The sequence below is a fragment of the Variovorax sp. J31P179 genome (genome assembly GCF_030316985.1).
Taxonomy (GTDB): Bacteria; Pseudomonadota; Gammaproteobacteria; order Burkholderiales; family Burkholderiaceae_C; genus Variovorax; species Variovorax ginsengisoli_B.
In genome coordinates this window covers 18,088-40,473 of the sequence record NZ_JASZYL010000013.1, presented here as the reverse complement: position 1 = coordinate 40,473, position 22,386 = coordinate 18,088, and the positions used below count along the sequence as shown (strand labels likewise).

At 70.3% G+C, this 22,386-nt stretch carries 24 protein-coding genes; 13 read left to right on the top strand and 11 right to left on the bottom strand.

Features of this window, described 5'->3' with window-relative positions:
- Positions 1-1,161, bottom strand: coding sequence for a response regulator (locus QTI17_RS27215; protein ID WP_286536791.1), 1,161 nt, complete (start codon positions 1,159-1,161; stop codon positions 1-3).
- 125 nt (positions 1,162-1,286) lie between these two features.
- Here QTI17_RS27215 and QTI17_RS27210 point away from each other — a divergent pair, with 125 nt between their 5' ends.
- Together QTI17_RS27210 and QTI17_RS27205 are read left to right on the top strand one after the other, a co-directional pair.
- Positions 1,287-1,493 carry a hypothetical protein gene (locus QTI17_RS27210; protein ID WP_286536790.1) on the top strand — a complete coding sequence of 69 codons (207 nt, stop codon included), beginning with the start codon at positions 1,287-1,289 and terminating at the stop codon, positions 1,491-1,493.
- Between the two features lie 96 nt (positions 1,494-1,589).
- Positions 1,590-2,099, top strand: coding sequence for a hypothetical protein (locus tag QTI17_RS27205; protein WP_286536789.1), 510 nt, complete (start codon positions 1,590-1,592; stop codon positions 2,097-2,099).
- Here the strand turns inward: QTI17_RS27205 and QTI17_RS27200 are convergent.
- Genes QTI17_RS27200 through QTI17_RS27175 form a run of 6 tightly spaced genes read right to left on the bottom strand, consistent with a single transcriptional unit; the run spans position 2,096 to position 5,945 of the window.
- Positions 2,096-3,100 carry a serine hydrolase domain-containing protein gene (locus QTI17_RS27200; RefSeq protein WP_286536788.1) on the bottom strand — a complete coding sequence of 335 codons (1,005 nt, stop codon included), beginning with the start codon at positions 3,098-3,100 and terminating at the stop codon, positions 2,096-2,098. The two genes, QTI17_RS27205 and QTI17_RS27200, sit on opposite strands and share 4 nt — an antisense overlap.
- Positions 3,097-3,288, bottom strand: a complete 192-nt coding sequence (locus tag QTI17_RS27195; protein WP_286536787.1) for a type II toxin-antitoxin system antitoxin — start codon at positions 3,286-3,288, stop codon at positions 3,097-3,099. Before QTI17_RS27195 ends, QTI17_RS27200 begins: the two co-directional genes overlap by 4 nt.
- A gap of 22 nt (positions 3,289-3,310) precedes the next feature.
- Positions 3,311-4,204 carry an SPFH domain-containing protein gene (locus tag QTI17_RS27190; RefSeq protein ID WP_286536786.1) on the bottom strand — a complete coding sequence of 298 codons (894 nt, stop codon included), beginning with the start codon at positions 4,202-4,204 and terminating at the stop codon, positions 3,311-3,313.
- 51 nt (positions 4,205-4,255) lie between these two features.
- Positions 4,256-4,678: a bactofilin family protein gene (locus QTI17_RS27185; RefSeq protein WP_286536785.1), complete on the bottom strand. Its 423-nt coding sequence runs from the start codon at positions 4,676-4,678 to the stop codon at positions 4,256-4,258.
- Between the two features lie 36 nt (positions 4,679-4,714).
- Complete coding sequence (locus QTI17_RS27180; protein WP_286536784.1) at positions 4,715-5,086, bottom strand: hypothetical protein; 372 nt, start codon at positions 5,084-5,086, stop codon at positions 4,715-4,717.
- Positions 5,079-5,945, bottom strand: a complete 867-nt coding sequence (locus QTI17_RS27175; protein WP_286536783.1) for a M23 family metallopeptidase — start codon at positions 5,943-5,945, stop codon at positions 5,079-5,081. Before QTI17_RS27175 ends, QTI17_RS27180 begins: the two co-directional genes overlap by 8 nt.
- Before the next feature lie 318 nt (positions 5,946-6,263).
- On the opposite strand from QTI17_RS27175, the gene QTI17_RS27170 reads away from it, so the two are divergent.
- Positions 6,264-6,611, top strand: a complete 348-nt coding sequence (locus tag QTI17_RS27170) for a hypothetical protein (protein WP_286536782.1) — start codon at positions 6,264-6,266, stop codon at positions 6,609-6,611.
- Between the two features lie 139 nt (positions 6,612-6,750).
- Positions 6,751-7,278, top strand: coding sequence for an Rrf2 family transcriptional regulator (locus tag QTI17_RS27165; protein WP_286536781.1), 528 nt, complete (start codon positions 6,751-6,753; stop codon positions 7,276-7,278).
- A gap of 33 nt (positions 7,279-7,311) precedes the next feature.
- Here QTI17_RS27165 and QTI17_RS27160 read toward each other — a convergent pair whose 3' ends face one another.
- Positions 7,312-7,500: a DUF2970 domain-containing protein gene (locus tag QTI17_RS27160; protein WP_286536780.1), complete on the bottom strand. Its 189-nt coding sequence runs from the start codon at positions 7,498-7,500 to the stop codon at positions 7,312-7,314.
- A gap of 303 nt (positions 7,501-7,803) precedes the next feature.
- Between QTI17_RS27160 and kdpF the strand changes: the two genes are divergently transcribed.
- The 9 genes from kdpF (at position 7,804) to QTI17_RS27115 (ending at position 18,293) form a co-directional block, all read left to right on the top strand.
- On the top strand, positions 7,804-7,902 hold the full coding sequence (kdpF, locus tag QTI17_RS27155) for a K(+)-transporting ATPase subunit F (RefSeq protein ID WP_286508843.1): 99 nt from the start codon (positions 7,804-7,806) through the stop codon (positions 7,900-7,902).
- Positions 7,902-9,707: a potassium-transporting ATPase subunit KdpA gene (gene kdpA, locus QTI17_RS27150; RefSeq protein WP_286536779.1), complete on the top strand. Its 1,806-nt coding sequence runs from the start codon at positions 7,902-7,904 to the stop codon at positions 9,705-9,707. Before kdpF ends, kdpA begins: the two co-directional genes overlap by 1 nt.
- Positions 9,708-9,717: 10 nt before the next feature.
- Positions 9,718-11,814, top strand: coding sequence for a potassium-transporting ATPase subunit KdpB (kdpB, locus tag QTI17_RS27145; RefSeq protein WP_286536778.1), 2,097 nt, complete (start codon positions 9,718-9,720; stop codon positions 11,812-11,814).
- Between the two features lie 10 nt (positions 11,815-11,824).
- Positions 11,825-12,403: a potassium-transporting ATPase subunit KdpC gene (gene kdpC / locus QTI17_RS27140; protein WP_286536777.1), complete on the top strand. Its 579-nt coding sequence runs from the start codon at positions 11,825-11,827 to the stop codon at positions 12,401-12,403.
- Between the two features lie 49 nt (positions 12,404-12,452).
- Positions 12,453-15,194: a DUF4118 domain-containing protein gene (locus QTI17_RS27135; RefSeq protein ID WP_286536776.1), complete on the top strand. Its 2,742-nt coding sequence runs from the start codon at positions 12,453-12,455 to the stop codon at positions 15,192-15,194.
- 3 nt (positions 15,195-15,197) lie between these two features.
- A complete protein-coding gene (kdpE, locus tag QTI17_RS27130) occupies positions 15,198-15,890 on the top strand; it encodes a two-component system response regulator KdpE (protein WP_286536775.1) in 693 nt (230 codons plus the stop codon).
- A gap of 87 nt (positions 15,891-15,977) precedes the next feature.
- Positions 15,978-17,081 carry a site-specific integrase gene (locus QTI17_RS27125; protein WP_286536774.1) on the top strand — a complete coding sequence of 368 codons (1,104 nt, stop codon included), beginning with the start codon at positions 15,978-15,980 and terminating at the stop codon, positions 17,079-17,081.
- 386 nt (positions 17,082-17,467) lie between these two features.
- Positions 17,468-17,749: a hypothetical protein gene (locus tag QTI17_RS27120; RefSeq protein WP_286536773.1), complete on the top strand. Its 282-nt coding sequence runs from the start codon at positions 17,468-17,470 to the stop codon at positions 17,747-17,749.
- A gap of 22 nt (positions 17,750-17,771) precedes the next feature.
- Positions 17,772-18,293 carry a septal ring lytic transglycosylase RlpA family protein gene (locus tag QTI17_RS27115; protein WP_286536772.1) on the top strand — a complete coding sequence of 174 codons (522 nt, stop codon included), beginning with the start codon at positions 17,772-17,774 and terminating at the stop codon, positions 18,291-18,293.
- Between the two features lie 15 nt (positions 18,294-18,308).
- Here the strand turns inward: QTI17_RS27115 and QTI17_RS27110 are convergent, their stop codons facing one another.
- Genes QTI17_RS27110 through QTI17_RS27100 form a run of 3 tightly spaced genes read right to left on the bottom strand, consistent with a single transcriptional unit; the run spans position 18,309 to position 22,361 of the window.
- On the bottom strand, positions 18,309-19,472 hold the full coding sequence (locus QTI17_RS27110) for a CMD domain protein (protein ID WP_286536771.1): 1,164 nt from the start codon (positions 19,470-19,472) through the stop codon (positions 18,309-18,311).
- Entirely contained in the window at positions 19,469-20,785 is a 1,317-nt protein-coding gene (locus tag QTI17_RS27105; RefSeq protein WP_286536770.1) for an acyl-CoA thioesterase/bile acid-CoA:amino acid N-acyltransferase family protein, read from the bottom strand. Before QTI17_RS27105 ends, QTI17_RS27110 begins: the two co-directional genes overlap by 4 nt.
- Before the next feature lie 10 nt (positions 20,786-20,795).
- The gene (locus tag QTI17_RS27100; RefSeq protein WP_286536769.1) at positions 20,796-22,361 is read right to left on the bottom strand and encodes an ABC transporter substrate-binding protein; all 1,566 of its coding nucleotides are present in this window, start codon (positions 22,359-22,361) and stop codon (positions 20,796-20,798) included.
- Between the last annotated feature and the right edge of the window lie 25 nt (positions 22,362-22,386).

Here is a 22,386-nt window from a genome sequence, read left to right as displayed (position 1 = left end):
TCAGATCCGGATCGTCTCGGCGATCGACTCGAGCTGCGCCGCCTTGGCCGCGAGATCCGCCTCGCTGTCGCGCAAGCGCTCGGCGATCGTCCGGAACTGCTCGGCGATGGCGAGGAAGGCATCGACGACATCGGGGTCGAAATGCGTGCCGCGGCCGTCGCGCATGATCCCGACCGCCTGCTCGTGCGGCATGCCTTCCTTGTAGACGCGCCGGCTGATCAGCGCGTCGTACACGTCCGCGACCGCCATCAGCCGGGCCGAGATCGGGATCTCGTCCCCCCGCAGGCCCTGCGGGTAGCCGCTGCCGTCCCATTTCTCCTGGTGGCCATAGGCGATCTCCTTCGCGCAGACCAGGAACTCGACCGTCGTGCCGAGCCGGGCCTCGGCGCCGGCGATCGCGTCGCGGCCGATCGTGGTGTGGGTCTTCATGACCTCGAAGTCCTCCGGCGTGAGCCGGCCGGGGTGGAGCAGGATGCGGTCGGGGATGCCGATCTTCCCGATGTCGTGCAGCGGCGCCGACTTGTAGAGCGTCTCGATCTGGCGCGGCGACAGGTAGTGCGCGAAGCGCGGATGCCCCGCCAGCTGCTCGGCCAGCGCCTTCACGTACTGCTGGGTGCGGCGGATGTGGTTGCCGGTCTCGTTGTCGCGCGCCTCGGCGAGCGAGGCCATCATCGTGATCGTCACGTCCTGCACGGCGGCCAGTTCGCGCGTGCGGCGGGCGACCTCCTGCTCGAGGTAGGCATTGCGATCGTGCAGGAAGTCCGCCGCGGCCTTGAGCTGCAGCTGGTTGCGCACCCGCTGCAGGCAGATGGCCGGCTTGATCGGCTTGGTGATGTAGTCGACCGCGCCGAGCTCGAGGCCCATCCGCTCGTCGTCGGCGCCGTCGAGCGCGCTGAGGAAGATCACCGGCACCCGCTCGGTGCGCGCCGAGGCCTTGATCGCGATGCAGACGTCGTAGCCGCTCATGCCGGGCATCATGATGTCGAGCAGCACCAGGTCGGGCAGCGGCGCTGCCTCCAGAACACGCAGGGCCTTCTCGCCGCTGTTCGCGACCTTGACGCGGAACTCGTCGCGCAGCAGCTCGGACATCAGCGCCAGGTTGTCGGGTGTGTCGTCGACGACCAGAATCGTCGGCTTGTCGATCAGCGTATCGGCCGTCATGGACTTCGATGCTCCTGCGAAGTGGCGATGCGCGCCCATGGTGCCAGCATCCGCCCGCTTCGTCGAGGCAGCGCCCGATGCGTGCATGGCGCGGTTGCGCGTCCGGTCGCGCTAAAGTCGGCCTCATGAACCGGCTTTCACTCCTGTCCTTCGCCATCGCGCTCGCGGGCTGCGGCGCGCCGTCCAACGAAGTCGTCCGCATGAAGGACGGCGTCCTGCGGGCCACCACCACCGCCGAGGCGGCCGCGTACTGCCAGAAGGACCGCACGAGCCTGCGGGTGGTCGGCAAGGCGCCGGCCGAAAGCGGCGTGCTGTTCGTCTGCGATCGCTGAGCGCGGGCCTGCCCGCGCGCGGGGCGAGACAAAAGACCTCGAAACCGGGATGATGCGGGCGGCCCGGTCGCCACCCCATCGAACGAAGGAGTCCCCATGTTCGGCTTGACCCCGCTCGGCCTCGTCCACACCGCCATCAGCCTGGTGGCGCTGGCGGCCGGCCTCGCGTCCCTGCTGCGCTTCGGCGAGATCGCCGCCCGGCATCCGCTCGGGCGCACCTACGTCTGGGCCACGGTGCTGACCTGCCTCACGGGCTTCGGCATCTTCAGGCACGGCGGCTTCGGCGCCCCGCATGCGCTGGGCATCCTGACGCTGCTCGTGCTGGCGCTGGCGGCGCTGGCCGGCGGCGGCAAGTTCGGCCGCGCTTCGCGCGCGATCGAGATCATCGCCTACTCGACCACGCTGTTCTTCCACATGATTCCCGGGCTCACCGAAACCTTTACCCGTCTGCCGCAGGGCGCACCCTGGTTCAGCGGGCCGGACGACCCGGGCCTGCAGAAGGCGGTGGGCGTGTGCTTCGTGCTGCTGGTGATCGGCTGCGTGCTGCAGCTGCGCGGCCTGGCGAAGCGGGCGCCGGCGGGGCTGCCCGGTGGCGTCGGCGGCTAAGGCGTCGCGTAGCGCTTCTGCGCGGCGGCGAACAGGCGGGTGCGCAGCAGCTGCACCGCCTGGCCCCGGCGCTGGCTCTCGACCGAAGCCGTTGCGCTGGTCGCAATCACCAGATCCAGCGGCGGATGGACCCAGATCGTCTGGCCGCCGTAGCCGCTGGCCATGAAAGTGCGCCGCGGCGCCTCGGTCGGCAGCACCCACCACAGGTAGCCATAGGGCATCGACACCGGCGGCCCGCCCGCGTTCTGCGGCTGGGTGGCGGCCATGACGTAGGACTCGGGCACCAGCGCCCTGCCATCCCAGGCGCCCTTCTGCAGGAAGAGCTGGCCGAGCCTGGCCATGTCTTCGGTGCGCAGGTGCAGGCCGCGCCGGTACGAAGGCTCCTGCATCGCGAGCGGCGTGACGAGTTCGCGCCTGGCATAGTCGGCCAGCGGCATGCCGGTCGCTTTTTCGAGCAGCGCCGCCAGCACCGGGACCAGGGCGTTGTCGTAGGCGAAGCGCTGACCGGGGGCGCTGCCGAGCGGGCGGGCCCAGGCGTCCTGCGGCCGGCCGGGTGCCGCCGTGCCCGTCGGGTCGTCGATGGCGAAGCCCGCCGTCATGGTCAGCAGGTGCCGCAGCGTGATCGCGGCGGCGCGCGGGTCGGCGTTCAGCGGCGCCCACTCGGGCATCAGCGCCAGCACCGGCTGGTCCAGGCTCGCGAGACGGCCCTGCGCCAGCGCGATCCCGACCAGTGCCGACAAGGCGCTCTTGGCCACCGACTGCACGTCGTGCAGGGTGTCTGCGCGGCCGTCGCGATGATAGGCATAGACGACGCGCCCCTTCAGCAGCACGACCGCCGCCTGCACGTCCGGAAGGCGCACCGAGATGGCCTGGTCCATGCCCTGGAAGGCTTCGGCGTCGAGCGCCTGCTCGGCGGGCGAGGAGTCGCGCAACTGGGCGGCGCCCAGGGCCGGCGCGAGCAGGGCCAGCATCGGAATGATCAGGCGTGCGAGGCGCTTCATGGAGTCTCCTTCTTTCGGGGAGCCGTGACGCGGGCCGGCAGCCGCCCCCTTCGCTCCAGTCCCTCGCGCAGCATGAACTCGACCTGCGCATTCGCGCTGCGCAACTCTTGCGCGGCGAGCCGCTCGATCTCGGCCCACAGCACCGGATCGATGCGCAACGGAAAGGACTTCTTGCCTGGGCTGGCCATCGGACGAACGCGCCGCTGCGGCTCAGGTGTAGAGCGTGCCGGTGTTGATCACGGGTTGGGCGTCGTTGTCCGAGCACAGCACGACCAGCAGGTTCGACACCATCGCCGCCTTGCGCTCGTCGTCCAGGGTCACGAGGTTGCGTTCGGACAGGCCCTTGAGTGCCGCCTCGACCATGCCCACCGCGCCCGCCACGATCTGGTGCCGGGCGCTGACGATGGCCGTCGCCTGCTGGCGCCGCAGCATCACCTGGGCGATCTCGGGCGCGTAGGCCAGGTGCGTGAGCTTGGCGTCGAGCACCTCGACCCCGGCGCTGGCGAAGCGCTGGTTGAGTTCTGCCTTCAGGGCATCCGCCACCACGTCGAGTCCGGCCCGCAGCGTGGTCTCGTCGCCTTCGAGGTCCTCGCCGCTGTCGTAGGCATAGAGCGTGGCCAGGTGGCGGATCGCGGCCTCGGCCTGGATGCTCACGAACTTCGTGTAGTCGTCGATCTCGAACACCGCCTGGGCCGTGTCGTGCACGCGCCAGACCACCGCGGCGCCGATCTCCACCGGGTTGCCGCGCTTGTCATTGACCTTCAGCGGCGGCGTGTTGAGGTTGCGTGCGCGCAGCGAGATCTTCTGGCCGCTCAGCAGCGGGTTGGTCCAGCGCAGGCCCTCGGAGCGGTCGGTGCCCTTGTATTCGCCAAACAGCGTGAAGATGATGCCTTCGTTCGGCTTGAGCATGTAGAAGCCCGGCACCAGCGCCGCGCCGGCCAGCACCAGCACCACGCCCACCGCCGGATGGGCCAGGTGGCGGACGAACACCAGCGCACCGAATGCGAACAGCAGCAGCGCGGCCAGTGCCATGGCATAGCCGCTGATGGACTGGTAGCGGCGTTCGCTGCGGACGACGCGCGCATGGACGGGGGCTTCGGTCATTCGGTCTCCTCCAGAAAAGTGATATCACTTTAATATCTGTCGGAAGTGAAGTCAACGGCCCTGCTCGGCCGTCGTTCCGGGCGGCGGGAGCGCCGGCGCGGCCGTGGGTGAGTCGCGCCGGGTCAGCTTGCCGTCGACGGTCGCGCCGGCGTCCATGCGCAGTTGCAGGTAGTCGATGTTGCCCGTGACATGCGCGTTCGCCTGCAGTTCGACGAAGTGGTCCGCCACCACGTCGCCAATGATCTTTCCGTTGATCACGATGTCGTGTCCGTGGACGTTGCCCGTGACCGAGCCGCGATCGCTCAGCACCAGCAGCGTCTCGCTGCCGGCCTTGCCGCTGATGTTGCCCTGCACGTGGCCGTCGAGGCGCAGGCCCTCGCTGAACTCGAGGTTGCCGGAGAGTTGGACATCGTGCGCGATCAGGGTCGCGAATTTCGCTTGGCGGATGCCTGTCGATTTCTTCTTGCCGAACATGGACGATTCTTCACTGGGAGATGATGGAGGGACGGCTCAACGCCGCTTCGCGCCCTGCCCGCGCAGGAAGCTCAGTTCGGTGCGCAGGCGGGTGACTTCGGCGGCGGCCTCGTCGGCGGTCTTTTGCAGGGCGAGGCGCGCGGATTCTTCCTGTGCCAGCGCGAGGCGGGTGCGTGCCAGCTCGGCCTGCACGAGGTCTTCGGAGGGCGGCGGCGCCACGCAGGGCGGGGGCGCCGCGGCACCCTGCCGTGCCTGCCAGGTCGCGGCCGCTGCGCCGACCGCCAGGCAGGACGCGCAGGCAAGGGCCCCTATGGCCGCACGGGCCGAAAGGGAGCGCACCGGGCGTGGTGCATAGCCGCCTGTCGCGAGTCGGTCGGTACGGGCGCCGCCGCGCCGATATTCAGTCATGGGAATTCGCTGCAAACAGGCTCAGGTAGTTGGCGGGATCGATCTGCTCGCCGCCCTCGAGCACCTCGAAGTGCAGGTGCGGCCCGGTCGAGCGGCCGGTCGAACCGACGTCGGCGATATGCTGCCGCGGCAGCACCAGGTCGCCCTCGCGGGCGATCAGGCGCGAGGCATGGCCGTAGCGGGTCACCAGGTTGTTGCCATGCGCGATCTCGATCATGTTGCCGTAGCCGGCCTTCTGGCCGGAGAAGCTCACGCGTCCGCCGGCGGTGGCCAGGATCGGCGTGCCCGTCGGCGCGGCGAGGTCGATGCCCGAATGAAAGCTCAGGCGATGGTCGAATGGGTCGAGGCGGTTGCCGAAGGGCGAACCGGGCCGGGCGCCATCGACCGGCGAGCGCCCCGGCAGCGCGGCCCAGGCGACCGCCTGCGTGATGGCTTCCTGCTCGAGCCGCGTCAGTGTCCGGACCATGCAGTCGAGCTCGCGGCGCGTGCTTTCGATTTGCGCCGGCACCCGCTCGGCCCTGGCGCCGGCGCAAGGCCGCGGCGGCAACGCGGGGCCGCCCGCGGCGGAGCCGGGGTCGGCGCTCGCACCCAGGGGCGCGAGCCGGGCGGCGACCTTCGACGCCTGGAGGCGTGCCTGCAGACGGCGCAGCTCGCTCACATGGTCGGCCAGCCGCGCCATGCGTGGCTCGATCTGGGCCACCGACGCGTTCAGCCTGCCAAGCTCGTCGACCACGTACGCGCGTTCGGCACCGGTGGCGGTGTGGCGGTTGGCCGCCTCGCGCTCCGCCCAGTGGATGCCGATCGCGGTGCCGGTCGCGAGCGCGATGGCCGACGCGGCCGCGGTGCATGCAATCGCCATCACGGCGGCCGTTCGGCGCGTGACGAAACGGATTGATCCGTTGCTGAAGTGGTGGCGGGCACCGAAAAGAAATGAAGGGTGTACGCGCATAGGGATAGGGTTCGAGGCCGAGGGCCATCGAAAAGGCGCCACACCGTTCGCCTGATGACGAATCTGCGGCGCGGGCGCATGGATTTTCCCGGCGCGCCCGTGTTCGGCACAGGGGAATGGTCTCAAAGTCATGGCAATGCGTCTGAAAACCCGGGGTGACCAGGAGAAAGTGCCCTGCGCCCAGGCAAGGCACCGCCCCCCGACTGCGGATTGCTAAAATCCCTTCCCATGCCCCGTTGGCTCGTCTCCGCTGTCCTCGCATTCGTGCTCTGCTGCCTCGGCTTCTCGGCCGCGGCCCAGGGGTACGCGGGAGCGCGCCAGCACGGCTGCGACGCCGCGGCCTCGGCCCAGGCGTTCGAACAGGTGCTCTCGAAGGCCTTCGATGCCGGCGCGCCGAGCGAGCCGGGTGACGAATCCCCCGGCAACGACGAGCAGCGCCACGACTGCAGCGAGATCCTGATCGGTCTCCCCGGTCTCTTCGTCCCGATGACGATGTCGGAGCCCGCGGCACCACCGCCGCCGGCCCTGGGTGCCTCGGCCTTCCTCGAGCACCCCAAGCGGCCACCCCGCGCCTAGGCCCTTCACGCCCCAGGCCCGCTGCGCGCGCGGAAGCGCCTCGTTTCCTCGCACGCCAGCACTCCGCAGCAAGACGTTTCGCACGTCGGCCTGCACCCCCCGGCGGCGCCATGGCGCCCCAAATCAGAAAGAATCACCGATGCGTCTCACCACCAAAGGCCGCTTCGCAGTCACCGCCATGATCGACGTGGCGCTCAATGGCCGCACTGGCCCGGTCAACCTGTCCTCCATCCACCAGCGCCAGCGGATTTCGCTGTCCTACCTCGAGCAGCTGTTCGGCAAGCTGCGCCGCCAGGGGCTTGTCGAATCGACCCGCGGGCCGGGCGGCGGCTATTCGCTCGGGCGCCAGGCGTCGGCCATCAACGTGGCCGAAATCATCCTGTCGATCGAAGACGAGACCGAACTCAAGAACCGCGCCCAGCGCCCCGACGCGCCGGGCGCCGTGCACCGCTGCACCACCGACGAGCTGTGGGAATCGGTCAACCGCCGCGCGGTCGAGTTCCTGGAGTCGATCACGCTGCAGAGCCTGGTCGACGAGCAGATCAGCAAAGGCGTGCGGGCGGCCCGCAAGAACAGCGTGCCGGTGCTCCCGGGCCGGGTCAAGTCGCCGCCGGTGAATGCGCCGAACTCGGTGTTCGCGATGGGCGCACTGCTGGCCAAGCGCTGAGCCCTTCGCCGCCCGGGGCCGAGGCTTGAAAAATCAGGTCCCGGCGGCGAACCTGGCCAGCGCGATCAGGCCTGCCACCAGCAGCAGCACCAGCACCAGCGCAATGGCGATGGTCGGTATCGCGCCGGCCTGGTCGACCCGCTCGTCGGCGTCGGCCCGCCGGCCGCCCAGGCCGATGAAACCCCACAGGACGGCGCGCAGATAGCGAAGAAACTTGGACATGGGTCAGTGTGGCCCATCGCCGCGCCCGGGTAAAGAAGCAGATCGCGCCGATTCGACCGTGGCAGATGCGGCGGCGCCGCTGTATCTGCGCCTTCCAGCCTTCCATTTACGCTTTCTTTACGCCCCCTCGCCCACTCTGTTCCCCGTCTTTACGCCCGTCTCCCGACACTGACTGCCTGTTTCGTATGCAGGAGAGTGATCGATGGACATCGTCTGGATAGCCGCCCTGGCGGCGATGTGGGCCGCGACCGCGGCCATGGTGTGGGGGCTGGGCCGGCTCGAGGCGCCCCGGGGAGAGCGCTCATGATCGGCCTCGAAGTGCTTTACGGCTTTGCCGGGCTGATCGCGATCGCGCTGTTCGCCTACCTGGTCTTCGCCCTCATCTGCGCCGAGGAGTTCTGATGGACACCCCGGCCTGGGGCCTGCTGGCCCTCTTCCTGACCGTGCTGGGCCTGCTGGCCTGGCCGCTCGGCCGCTACCTGGCACTGCTGTGCAACGGTGCGCTGCCGCGCTGGATGCAGCGCGTCGAAATGCCGCTGTTCCGGCTGGCGGGGACCTCGCCCGGCCAACCGATGCACTGGCGCCCCTATGCGCTGGCGCTGCTGGCCTTCAACGCCACCGGCGCGCTGGCGCTCTACGGCCTGCAGCGGCTGCAGGCGGTGCTGCCGCTGGATCCCGCGGGCATGGTGGCGGTGTCGCCGGATTCTTCGTTCAACACCGCGGTCAGCTTCGTCTCGAACACCAACTGGCAAGGCTATGCCGGCGAGTCGACGATGAGCTACCTGACGCAGATGCTCGGCCTCACGGTGCAGAACTTCTTCTCGGCCGCCACCGGCATCGCGGTGGCCTTCGCGCTGGCCCGCGGCTTCGCGGCGCGCAGCACCGACGGCCGCGGCGTGGTCGGCAACTTCTGGGTCGACCTCACCCGCATCACCCTGTGGCTGCTGCTGCCGCTGTCATTCGTGCTGGCGGTCTTCTTCTCGGCCCAGGGCGTGATCCAGAACTTCGACGCCTACAAGACCGTCGCCACGGTCGAGGCCACCGCCTACCAGACACCGAAGCTCGACGCGGTGGGCCAACCGCTGAAGGACGCAGCGGGCAACCCGGTGCTGGAGGACGCCCGCACGACGACCCAGACGCTGGCGATGGGCCCGGTCGCCTCGCAGGAGGCGATCAAGATGCTCGGCACCAACGGGGGCGGCTTCTTCAACGCCAATTCGGCGCATCCCTACGAGAACCCGACGGCGCTCGCCAACTTCGCCCAGATGCTGGCGATCTTCCTGATCCCGGCCGCGTTGTGCTTCGCCTTCGGGCGGGTGGTGGGCGACCTGCGCCAAGGCTGGGCGGTGCTGGCGGCCATGACCGTGCTGTTCGTCGCGGCGGTGGTCGTGGTGATTCCGGCCGAGCAGGCAGGCAACCCGCTCTTCGGCGCCCTCGGCGTCGACCAGGCCGCCAGCGCGCTGCAGGCCGGCGGCAACATGGAGGGCAAGGAACTGCGCTTCGGCATCACGGCCTCTGCCCTCTTCGCCGCCGTCACCACGGCGGCCTCGTGCGGCGCGGTGAACGCCATGCACGATGCCTTCACGCCGCTCGGCGGCATGGTGCCGATGGTGCTGATGCAGCTCGGCGAGGTGGTCTTCGGCGGCGTCGGCACCGGGCTCTACAGCATGCTGGTGTTCGCGATCCTGGCGGTCTTCATCGCCGGCCTGATGATCGGCCGCACGCCGGAGTACCTCGGCAAGAAGATCGAGGTGCACGAGATGAAGCTGACCTCGATCGCGATCCTGGTGACGCCGATCCTGGTGCTGGCGGGCACCGCGGTGGCGGTGATCGCCGACGCCGGCAAGGCCGGCATCGCGAACCCGGGCGCCCATGGCTTCTCCGAGATCCTCTATGCGCTGACCTCGGCCGGGAACAACAACGGCAGCGCCTTCGCCGGCCTGTCGGCCAACACGCCCTTCTACAACGCGCTGCTGGCGGTGGCGATGTGGTTCGGCCGCTTCGCGGTGATCGTGCCGGTGCTGGCGATCGCCGGCGCCCTGGCGGCCAAGAAGCGGCTGCCGGTCACGGCCGGAACGATGCCCACGCACGGCCCGCTGTTCGTCACCCTGCTGGTGGGCACCGTGCTGCTGGTGGGACTCCTGAACTACGTGCCGGCGCTGGCCCTCGGGCCGGTGGTCGAGCACCTGATGCTGTGGGCGAAGTGAGGCCCCGACCATGATCAAGACATCCATTCCCGCGTCGATGTTCGACGCCTCGCTGGTCCGTCCCGCCCTGTGGGCCGCCATCACCAAGCTCAGCCCGCGGGTCCAGTGGCGCAATCCGGTGATGTTCATCGTCTACATCGGCAGCATCCTGACCACGCTGCTGTGGCTGCACGCACTCGGCTTCGAGGGCGACGGCGGCATGCCGCCGGGCTTCGTGCTCGCGGTGTCGGTCTGGCTCTGGTTCACCGTGCTGTTCGCCAATTTCGCCGAGGCGCTGGCCGAGGGCCGCAGCAAGGCCCAGGCCGCCTCCCTGCGCGGCCTGCGCAAGGACACCTGGGCCAAGAAGCTGACCCAGCCCTTCCACGGCGCCACCTTCCTGCCCGAGCAGGCGCCCAACCTGCGCCGCGGCGACGCGGTGCTGGTCGAGACCGGCGACGTGATCCCGCTCGACGGCGAGGTGATCGAGGGCGTGGCCTCGGTCGACGAGAGCGCGATCACCGGCGAATCGGCGCCGGTGGTGCGCGAGTCGGGCGGCGACTTCTCGGCCGTCACCGGAGGCACCCGGGTGCTGTCGGACTGGCTGGTGGTGCGCATCGCGGTGAACCCGGGCGAGTCCTTCCTCGATCGCATGATCGGCATGGTGGAAGCAGCCAAGCGCCAGAAGACGCCGAACGAGATCGCGCTCACGATCCTGCTGGTGGCGCTGACGCTGGTGTTCCTGGTGGTCACCGCCACCCTGCTGCCTTTCTCGCAGTTCAGCGTCTCGGCGGCGGGTGCCGGCACGGTGGTGTCGCTGACGGCACTGGTGGCGCTGCTGGTGTGCCTGATCCCGACCACCATCGGCGGCCTGCTGTCGGCCGTCGGCGTGGCCGGCATGAGCCGCATGATGCAGGCCAACGTGATCGCCACCTCGGGCCGCGCGGTCGAGGCCGCGGGCGACGTCGACGTGCTGCTGCTCGACAAGACCGGCACCATCACGCACGGCAACCGCCAGGCCAGTGCCTTCCTGACGGCGCCGGGCGTGTCGCAAGCGAAGTTGGCGCGTGCCGCAGTCCTCGCGTCGCTGGCCGACGAGACACCCGAAGGCCGCAGCATCGTCGAGTTGGCCCGTCGGGGCGGCGTCGACGACAAGGGGGTCGAGGGTGCGCACTTCGTGCCTTTCACGGCGCAGACCCGGATGAGCGGCGTCAACCTGCCGCCTGCGCCTAACAGCCTGGACGCCGACGCGATCGTCTTGCGCAAGGGCGCGGTCGATGCGGTGCGCCGGCATGTCGAGGCGCTCGGCGGCACGGTGCCCGGCGCACTGCTGCAGGCCGCCGATCAGGTGGCGCGGCGCGGCAGCACGCCGCTGGCGGTGGCCGAAGGCGCCCGCGTGCTCGGCATCGTCGAGCTCAAGGACATCGTCAAGACCGGCATCAAGGACCGCTTCGCCGAACTGCGCCGCATGGGCATCAAGACCGTGATGATCACCGGCGACAACAAGCTCACGGCGGCGGCGATCGCAGCCGAGGCCGGGGTCGACGACTTCCTGGCCGAGGCCACGCCCGAAGACAAGCTGGCGCTGATCCGCCGCTACCAGGCCGAGGGCCGGCTGGTCGCGATGACCGGCGACGGCACCAACGACGCACCGGCGCTGGCGCAGGCCGATGTCGCGGTGGCGATGGGCAGCGGCACCCAGGCCGCCAAGGAGGCCGGCAACATGGTCGACCTCGACTCCAACCCGACCAAGCTGCTGGAGGTGGTCGAGACCGGCAAGGCGCTCCTGATGACCCGCGGCTCGCTCACCACCTTCTCGATCGCCAACGACGTGGCGAAGTACTTCGCGATCATCCCGGCGATCTTCGTCTCGACCTACCCGCAGCTCGGGGCGCTGAACCTGATGCGGCTGGCGAGCCCGTCGTCGGCGATCCTGTCGGCGGTGATCTTCAATGCGCTGGTGATCGTGTTCCTGATCCCGCTGGCGCTCAAGGGCGTGCGCTACCGCCCGGTCGGCGCGGCCGCCCTGCTGCGCCGCAACCTCGCGATCTACGGCCTCGGCGGCCTGGTCGTTCCCTTCATCGGCATCAAATTCATCGACTGGCTGCTGGTTGCAGCCGGACTGGTCTGAAAGCATCACCATGGCCAACATCCTTCGTCCCGCGCTGGTCCTGTTCGCGCTGCTCGGTGCGCTCACCGGCATCGTCTATCCGCTGGCCGTGACCGGCGTCGCGCAGGCCGTGTTCCCGGCCCAGGCCGGCGGCAGCCTGGTGCTGCGCGACGGCGCGCCGGTCGGCTCGACGCTGATCGGCCAGAACTTCAGCGACCCGGCCCACTTCTGGGGCCGGCCGTCGGCCACGGCGCCGATGCCCTACAACGCGGCCGCCTCGGGCGGCGCCAACCAGGGGCCGCTGAATCCGGCGCTGGTCGACGCCGTCAAGGCACGTGTCGAAGCGCTGCGCGCGGCCGATCCGGGCAACACCGTGCCAGTGCCGGTCGACCTGGTGACGACCTCGGCGAGCGGGCTCGATCCGCACATCAGCCCGGCCGCCGCGCACTACCAGGCGCCGCGCGTGGCAAGGCAGCGGCAGCTGCCGCTCGAAGCTGTCGAGCGACTGATCGACGCCCACACCGAAGCCCCGCAGTGGCGCCTGCTCGGCGAGCCGCGCGTCAACGTGCTGGCGCTCAACCTGGCACTCGACCTGCAACCCGCGCCGTGATGGCGAGCGCAGCGGCCGATGGGATAACCTTCGACGCCCTGCCCGCTCCATGATCGACGACACCCGCCCCGACCCCGATGCCCTGATTGCCCAGTTGCGGGCGGACGAGCAGCGCGCCCAGCGCGGCAGGCTGCGCATCTACTTCGGCGCCAGCGCCGGTGTCGGCAAGACCTGGGCCATGCTGAGCGCCGCGCAGCGCGAACGGGACGCCGGGCGGGATGTGCTGATCGGGGTGGTCGAGACCCACGGCCGCAGCGAGACCGCGGCCCTGCTGGCGGGGCTCGAATCGCTGCCCTTGCGCGAGGTCGCCTACCGCGGCCGCACGCTCGGCGAGTTCGACCTCGACGCCGCGCTGGCGCGCAAGCCGGCGCTGCTGCTGGTCGACGAACTGGCGCACACCAATGCACCCGGCTCGCGCCATGCCAAGCGCTGGCAGGACGTGCAGGAGCTGCTCGCCGCCGGCGTCGAGGTCTGGTCGGCGCTCAACGTGCAGCACCTGGAGAGCCTGAACGGCACGGTCGGCGCCATCACCGGCGTGCGGGTGCACGAGACCGTGCCCGACAGCGTGCTCGACGATGCCGACGAGGTGGTGCTGGTCGACGTCACGCCCGACGAGCTGACGTCGCGGCTGGCGGCCGGCAAGGTCTACCTGCCGCAGCAGGCCGAGCGCGCGGCGCAGAACTTCTTCCGCAAGGGCAACCTCATCGCGCTGCGCGAGATCGCCCTGCGGCGCACCGCCGAGCATGTGGAAGACGACGTGCGCGGCTGGCGGGTCGAGCAGTCGGGCCCGCAGGGGGATGCCGGGCCACCGGCCTGGAACACCTCGGGCGCCATCCTCGCCTGCGTCGGTCCGCACGAAGGCGCGGGACAGACCGTGCGCACCGCCGCCCGCCTGGCGGGCCAACTGAACGTGCGCTGGCACGCGGCCTATGTGGAGACGCCCCGGCTCCAGCGGCTCGCCGCCGCCGAGCGCGACCGCATCCTGGCCGTGCTCAAGCTGGCCGAGGAGCTCGGCGCGCAGACCGCGGTGCTGACCGGCGTCGACATCGCGCAGGCGCTGGCCGCGCAGGCGCAGCGGCTCAACTGTGCCACGCTGGTGGTCGGCCGCGCCGAGCCGGCCGGTGGCTGGGCGCGCTGGTGGCCCGGGGCCATGCTGGTGCGCGAGCTGGCGCGCCACGCCCCGGCCGTCGACATCGTCGAAGTCGCGCCCGCCGACAGTTCGCGCCGACTGGCCAAGCTCCGTCCGGTCCCGCGGGCCGACGGCGAGCCGCACGAGGAAGCCGGCTCGGCGCAGGCGCGGTGGCCGGGCTACGCCTGGACGGTGGCGGTCGGCGCCGCCATCACGCTGCTGGCCACGCCGCTGGCCAACGTGCTGGAGCTGACCAACATCGTCATGCTGTTCCTGCTCGGCGTGGTGGGCGTGGCGATGCGCTTCGGCCGCGGGCCGGCCGCCTTGTCGGCGCTGCTCAACGTGGCGGCCTTCGACTTCTTCTTCGTCTCGCCGCGCCTGTCGCTGGCGGTCAGCGACGTCCAGTACCTCGTGACCTTCGCCGTGATGCTCGTGGTCGGCCTGCTGGTGGGCCAGCTGACCGCCGGTCTGCGCTTCGCCGCCGGTGTGTCGACCAGCCGCGAGCGCCGCGCGCGCTCTCTGTTCGAACTCACCCGCGAGCTGTCGGCGGCGCTCGAGAGCGCGCAGGTGGTCGCGCTCGGCGCAGCCGCGGTGCAAGGCCATTTCGGCGGCCGGGCGGTGGTGCTGGTGACCGACGCCAACGACCGGCTGCTGATGCCCGTGCCGGCGCCGCCGGGCTTCGATGCCAGCGTCGCGGACTGGTGCTTTCGGCACGGACAGCCGGCCGGGCTGGGGACCGCCACGCTGGCCGCCCAGCCCTGGCACTACGTGCCGCTGCAGGCGCCGATGCGGGTGCGCGGCGTGCTCGCGCTGGCGCCGGCACAGCCGCGCTGGCTGCTGATTCCCGAGCAGGCCCAGCAGCTCGACACGCTGGCGCGCCAGATCGCGATCGCGCTGGAACGGGTGCACTACGTGGAGGTGGCGCAGCAGGCGGTGGTCGAGATGGAGTCCGAGCGCCTGCGCAATGCGCTGCTGGGGGCGATCTCGCACGACGTTCGCACCCCGCTGACCGCCCTCATCGCGTTGGCCGAATCCCTGCAGGCGTTGCCCGAGGGCTCGGATGCACGGCAGGCGGCGCGTGCGATCGTCGCCCAGGCGCACCAGCTGCACGCGCTGGTCAGCAATCTGCTTGACATGGCGCGGCTCGAAAGCGGCATCGCGGGAGGCGCCGTCAACCTGCGCCGGGACTGGCAGTCGGTCGAGGAAGTGGTCGGATCGGCGATCCGATCGGCGCGGCCGGCGCTGGGCGACATGCCGGTCCGGACCGAGCTCCCGGCGGACCTGCCGCTGGTCGAGTTCGACGCGGTGCTGATCGAGCGCGTGCTGGTCAACCTGCTCGAAAACGCGGCCAAGTACGGCGCACCGCCGATCGTGGTCGGCGCACAGGCGACCGAGCGGGCGCTGGTGCTGCGGGTGCGCGACCACGGGGCCGGCCTGCCCGCCGGGCTGCAGGGGCGGGAGACGACCCTGTTCGACAAGTTCACGCGCGGCCAGGCTGAATCGGCGACGCCCGGGGTCGGGCTCGGCCTGGCGATCTGCAAGGCGGTGGTCAGCGCCCACGGCGGCGAAATCGAGGCGGCCAATGCGGTCGGCGGCGGGGCAGAATTCACGGTCACGCTGCCGCGCCGCGAGCCGCCCGAACCGATTGAACTTCCACCCTGAAACATGCCTGTGCCCGTTGCCATCGTGATCGAGGACGAGCCGCAGATCCGCCGCTTCGTGCGCGGCGCGCTCGAGGCCGAGGGCTGGCAGGTGCACGAGGCCGGCACCTTGCGCGATGGGCTGGCGGCCGCCGGCACGCGGCAGCCCGACCTGCTGGTGCTGGACCTCGGGCTGCCGGACGGCGACGGCGTCTCGCTGATTCGCGACGTGCGCGGCTGGTCGGCGGTGCCGATCATCGTGCTCTCGGCGCGCACCGACGAGGCCGACAAGATCGCCGCGCTCGATGCCGGCGCCGACGACTACCTCACCAAGCCCTTCGGCACCGGCGAACTGCTGGCCCGGGTGCGCGCCAACCTGCGCCGGCCACGGGCGGCCGCGGGCGGCGAAGAGCCCGAGGCCGTGTTCCGCTTCGGCGAGGTCGAGATCGACCGCAGTGCGCGGCTGGTGCGGCGGGCCGGCTCAGAGGTGCACCTGACACCGACGGAGTACCGCCTGCTGTCGGTGCTGGTCGCCAATGCCGGGCGGGTGCTGACCCAGCGGCAACTGCTGCGCGAGGTATGGGGACCGTCGCATGGCGAGCAGAGCCACTACCTGCGGATCTACATGGGGCACCTGCGGCAGAAGCTGGAGCAGGACCCCGCGCAGCCGAAGCACCTGATCACCGAGATCGCGGTGGGGTACAGGCTCGTGGTGTGAAGACGGCAGGGCGAAGCGATGTGTTCTCTTATGATATACCGCACCATGGACAGGCCGCCCGGCACTCGGTATGCTGCCGCTCCATCCATGCCCCACACCATCGCCGTCTCCCGTGAAGCGTCCCTGCCCTGGCTGAAGAATCCGGTCGAAGCCCACCGGCAGTGGCGTTCGACCTTGAGTTGGAAGAAGGACGTCGGCAGCGACGACGCACCGCTCTACACCGCGCACAGCAACAGGCTCTACCAGTCGTTCTGGGGCAAGTTCTGCCGCTGGCTGGCCGGCCGCTCGCTGCGGCTCGACGAGGTGAGGCAGGCCCATGTCGAATCCTTCCTGGACAGCTTGCGCGGCCGGGCCGATGCGCCCGCCAGCGTGCGCACCATGCGCACCTACCTGGCGGAGATCCATCGCGTGTTCACGCACCTGCAAGCCATCGGCGTGGTGGCGGCCAATCCCGCATCCGTGGTGCTCGAACGCAAGCGGCGCCAGCCCGAGACCCGCTTCGCCACCGATCCCCCGTTGCCGCCCGGCCCGAGCTTCCTCGCGGCCTACGAGCGGATGGCCGCGCGTTTGTTCGAGGAGGAATCGGACCAGCTTCCCGATGGCTGGACGCCAGCACGTAACCTGGCCCTGCGCCTGGTGGTGGCGGAGTGCGGCCTGAAGCTGTCCGAAGTCTGCAAGCTGATCCCGCGCAACATCACGCTCCGGCCTGACGGCAGCGTGGTGGTCCGTGCCCCAGGGCACCGCCAGGTCGAGGCCCGCGTGCTCGTCGGCCGCGCCCCGCTGGCGAAGGCGCTGCAACGGTGGCTGGCCATCCGGAGCACGCTGCGGGTGGTGCGCACCCGGCGCGAACGGGAAGAGAACGCGCGCAACTCCAATCGACTGTTCCTCGGGCAGGCCGACATGGTGCAATCGACCGAACTGGTCGGCGGCGGGCTCGGCGCCGCCTGCAGCCCGGTCGCGCCCGACCTGGCCGAGCGCGTCGTGACGAGTTGTGTCAAGCGCACCCTCGAATCGCTGGGCCACGAGGCCGCCTTCCATGGGCCGCAGCTGGTGCGCAATGCCTATGCCGCGCGGCTGATCGCGCGCGGCATGAGCGATGCGGAGGTCTCCGACCAGCTCGGAATGAAGACGACCTTCACTGCGCGGGCCATCCGCGACAAGGTGGCGCCGGTGCCGGAGTCCGCGTCCTAGGACCGGAAACGAAGAAGCCCGGCGAGTCGCCCCGCCGGGCCTGGGTTCTCGCACGTGCTGCGTCTGCCTTCGAGAGGCTGCACTGCCTACGTGAGAGGCGCACCGGAGAACCTGGGTGAAATATGGTGCAGCGCGCTGTGCGTTTCTGTCGGACGCGACCGCGTCTTGGAGACCAGCGCGTTCATTCAAGGCTTGACCCGCGGCGGGTCGCCGCATGGCGAGGTCGCGGGGCGGGCCGAGGCGCCGGCGTGCGGTAGGCAGCCGCCGACGGGAGTCGGACAGCGCGGCGCCAGGTTGGCGGACTCCTCCTGCCCTCGAAACTTCGGCGGCGGGGCCACAATTCACGCGTCCACTTTCCAGATTCAAGGATTTCAGAAGGAGACACCATGCCGATGGAGTTTCTTCGCCAAGTCGCCGAACAGAAGCTGCCGTTTACGGTCTATGCACCCTCGGACATCGACAAGCTGCGCGTGCTTCGCGCCGCGGGCCTGGTCACCGCTTTCATTCCACCGGCCGAGGAGATGCGCTCCGGCGCGGAAATGCAGAAGGCGGCCCAGGTGCTGGCGATCACGGCCAAGGGCATCGCGGCGCTGCACGGGGAGCTCGACGACACGGATCTGCTGGCGCCCAGCGGCCCCGAAGACGCGGGCAGCGCAAGGTACCTGTAGCGTCCACGACTGGACTGCCATCATGTCGACGCGCTTTTCACCGCAGCGATTCGCGGCCGCGGTCTGCATCGGAGGCCTGCTCGCCGGGTGCACGACCGCTCCGACTCGGCAGGAGTCGACTGCACAGCCCGCCGCGCCGCAAGCGACCCAGCCGGCGCCCCCGCCAGGGCCCCCCGCAACGAAACCAGGCCTCGACCGCAGCGGCAGCAAGCAGGTCGGCAAGGCGTCCTTCTATGCCGACAAGTTCAGCGGCCGCAAGATGGCGGACGGCAGCCGGATGGACCCGCGCGACGACAACGCCGCCAGCAAGACGCTGCCGCTCGGCACCACCGCGAAGGTGACCAACCTGGAGACCGGTCGCAGCGCGGTGGTCACCATCCAGGATCGCGGCCCCTACGTGAAGGGCCGCATCGTCGACCTCTCCCCGGCCACCGCGCGCGAGATCGGCATCTCGCGGGAAAACGGCGTGGCGAAGGTCGAAGTCACACCGCTGTCGATACCACAGCCCGATGGGAAGAAGCCCGCCAGCGACGCCGGCCGATGAGCGCCGCCGCGCCGATCAGCTGTACACCGGCTCGCCGAGGTTGAGCATCAGCCGGTTGGCCCAGGCAAAGATCGCGACCGCGTGGAGGGTGTCGAGGATCTCGAGGTTCGTGAGCCCGGCGGCGCGCACCGCCTGCAGCTGGGCCGCGCCGAATCCCGCCGGGTCGCGGGTGAGCGCGATCGCCAGCCGGACGATCGCGCGCTCGCGCGCCGTGGTGCCCGCGGTCTCCGGCTCTTCGAAGACCTGCGCGATGACGTCGTTGCGCCGCGCCAGCTGCTCGAAGCGCTGCGCATGCACCGAGGCGCAGTAGACGCACCCGTTGACACGCGAGACCACCGCGCTCGCCAGCTCGCGCTCGGCGCGCGACAGGCCGCCGGGCGCGTACATGATCGCGTTGAACACCGTGGCCCGCTCCTGCAGGATGCGCGGCTGCAGCACCAGCAGCAGGTAGTAGTCGGAGCTGCGCGCCTTCGGATGGCTGCTGTCGAGGACGCGCACCTGCTCGGGCGATGCCTGCGTGAGGTCGAGGGTCGGCAGCCAGGCCTTCCAGCCCAGCGTCTCGCTGGTGTAGCCGTTGATGCGCAGCGGCTCGCCGGGCGGCGGCAGGTTCGCCGGATGCACGAACGGCGCCGGGTCTTCGTCCGCGGCCGGCGCCGCGCCGTCGCCGCCGAGTTCGGCCAGCGCCCGCAGGCCCGCGACCACCCGCACCTGGTAGGCCACGAAGGCGATCAGCTGGGCCAGCGCCACGACCTCCGGCGTCGACAGTCCGGCCGCCGGCAGCTTCAGCAGCGCCTCGCGGTCGCCTTCGACCGGATGATCGGTCAGTGTGCGGGCGAAGCGCAGCACGGCCTGCAGGCGAGGGTCCTGCCCCAGCGCTTCGGGCGCCGCGCCGTCCGCCGCGGCCTGCTGCGCCGGGCTCAGCGGCGCCAGGGCATCGAGCCGCGCGCGGTAGTGCGCGTGCAGCGCATCGCTGCCCGCACTGCGCGCGATGGCGTCGGCGACAAGCAGCCGCTCCACCAGCGGCGAGCCCGAGAGCTCGGGTTCGAACAGGGCCTCGTAGCTGCCTTGCGTTGCGGCCACCACCTTGTGGCGCTGGTGGCGCAACGCATGCGTGGCGCTGCCCGCCGCGAGCGGCACGGAGGCGTCGACCAGGTCGACGGAAGGATTCGAATCGGTCATGGGCTTGTGTCTCCAGGGGATGCGATGCGCGCGGCCACGGCCTGCTGCAGGAAGCGCAGAACGCCCTGCCAGGAAGCCTCGTCCGCATGCGCGTTGTGGGGGGGCGTGCCGCCCGAAGTGCTGCGGCGGCCCGACACCGGGTGGGCATAGGCTAGCTGCGTGGTCGGCACGAAGGGGAACAGGATCGAGTGGCCCGCGCCCTCGAAATCCAGGTGCGCCACCGCATGCGGGTGCCCGAACTGCGCCAGCCGCTCGGTCACCATGCGGCCGTAGAGGCTCGACGGCCAGGAGCCGTCGTCGGTGGCCGACAGCACCATCACCGGGCCACGGATCTTTTCCACCGGGATGCGCGCGCGTTCTACTGCTTCCGGATCCTGCAGCGCCGTCAGCAGCGCATCGGCATGGCGGCGCGGCTCGGGGCCTTGGTCCCAGGGCGCCCAGGTCGCGGTGCGGTTGTTCTCCCACACATGCGGCAGCGGGCGGCCGCGGAAGATCCAGGCCGGGCCTTCGCGGCCGAGCGCCGGATCGCAGGCGTTCTGCGCGCAGTGCACCACAGCGCCGGGCACATAGCCGATAACGGCCGACACCGACGCCGGGAACAGCGTGCCGAGCAGCAGCACCAGTTCGCCGCCGCGCGACTGGCCGCTGAGGGCGACGAAGCCCTGCAGCGGCTTCAGCGTGCGGTGCATCCAGGCCAGCGCCGTCTCGAAGTACTCGAGCCGGGTGGCCGAGATGTAGTCCGACAGGCCCGGCGCCTTGAAGTAGCCGAGCGCGAAGGCCGCGTAGCCATGCGAGGCATACAGCGCGGCACGCGGCTCGTTGATGCCGCCGCCCGAGCCGTTGAGGATCATCACGGCGGGATGCGGACCGGGCCCGGCGGGCAGGAACAGCGTGCCGACCAGGCCCTCTTCGCGAACCTCGCGGCGCGTCACGCCTGCCGCGGCCAGGCGCTGCACGAAGCCGCCGCGCACCGGTCGGGCGTCGCCGTCGCGCCGCGCGAGGATGTCGGTTGCGAGCGCCGCCGCCGGCTCGGCGTCGAAAAGCTCGCGCGCACCGGCCGTGTCCGGCACCTGGGCCCAGACCAGGCCCATCGCCGACACGCCCTGGTAGCTGCCCGCGACCGGCGCGTCGCGCCAGAGATCGACCGTGCCTTCGGCATCGGCGACGAAACGCGCCGCCGCGCGCCAAGGCACGCCCGCCCCGCGCAGCGTGCAGCTGGCGACCTCGACCTGCTCGCCCGGCGCCAGGCCGTCGAGCGCGATCCGCCGCGGCACGTCGATCAGCGCGGCCTCGGGCGTGATGCTGAGCCTCATGCGCCGGCCTTCACTTGACTTGCGTAACCTGCATCGCGGTCGTGCGGTCGCTCAGCAGCGGCACGACCTTCAGGCCCTTCTTCGCGGCCCAGATGTTCTGGTAGTGGTAGAGCGGGATCTGGCCAACGTCGTCGGTCACCAGCTTGGCGGCATGGCGGAAGATGGCTTCGCGGCGCTTGGCGTCGAACTCGACGGTGGCTGCATCCAGCGCCTTGTCGACCGCCTCGTTGCTGTAGCCGCCCCAGTTGTTCGAGCCGCGTCCGCGCTTGGCGTCGGGCGTTGCCAGGGTCTGCAGCAGGCCGTAGCCGGCCTCGCCGGTGCCGTTGCCCCAGGCGATCACGCTGACCGCGTAGTCGTTCTTGGTCGCCCGGCTCGAATACACCGACCAGGGCACCACCTCGACCTTGGTCTTCACGCCGATGCGGCTCCAGAACTGCGCCACCGCCTGCACCGTCTCGGGCGCCTGCGGATAGCGGTCGCCCGGCACGTGGATCGCGATCTGGAAGCCCTGCGGGAAGCCCGCCTCGGCCAGCAGCTTCTTGGCCTGCTCGATGTTGTAGGGGATTGCGGGCACCTCGGGGTTGTAGCCGAAGCTGCCCTTGGGCATCCACTGGTTGGCCTCGGTCACGGTGCCCTGCAGGATGCGGTCGACGATCGCCTTGCGGTTGATGGCCAGCGACAGCGCCTGGCGAACCCTGACGTCGAGCAGCGGGTTCTTCTCGAGCGGCTTGCCCGCGTTGTCGGTGATGAATTCGTTCGACCCGGCTTTGAAGTTCGGCTGCAGCAGCAGCACGCGCAGGCCAGGGTAGGTGTAGACGCTGACCTTCGGGTCCTTGCGCAGCTTCTCCACGTCGGTCACCGCGACCTTGTCGATCACGTCGACGTCGCCGGCCAGCAGTGCCGCCGTGCGTGCCGCGCCGTTGCTGATGAAGCGGTAGTTGACCTTCTCCCACAGCGGCTTCGGACCGTAGTAGCCGGGATTGCGCTCGAACACCGTGCGGTCGCCGGGCACGTAGGAGATGAACTTGTAGGGGCCCGAGCCGACCACGGCGCGGCCGGCGTTGTAGTCCTCGGTCCTGGACTTCTCGCCGACATGCTTGCTCACGACGTAGATCGACGCGATGTCCAGCGGCAGCATCGGGTTGGGCGTGTTGGTCTTGACGATCAGCGTGGCCGGGTCCTTGGCAGTGACCGACTCGACCGTGCGCAGCGCGCCCGAATAAGAAGCCACGCTGCCCGGCACGCTGCGTGCGCGCTGGAACGAGAACACGATGTCGTCGGCCGTGAAGGGCGTGCCGTCCTGCCACTTGATGTCGGTGCGCAGCTTGAATTCCCAGGTCTTGTCGTCGAGCGCCTTCCAGCTCGATGCCAGTGCGGGCTCCAGCTTGCCGCCGTCGCGCGAATTGATGATCGAGTCCCAGAAATGCAGCGCCAGCGAACGGTCGCCCGCATGGTTGTTGAGCTCCGGGTCGACCGATGAGATCGGGTCGGCGAAGCCGATGGACAGCGTCTGGGCGGACGCGGCGACGCCGCTGGCGAGCAGCGCGGCGGCAACGATGGGAAGCAGGCGGTTCATGTGGATACCCTCAGGAAGGACAAGT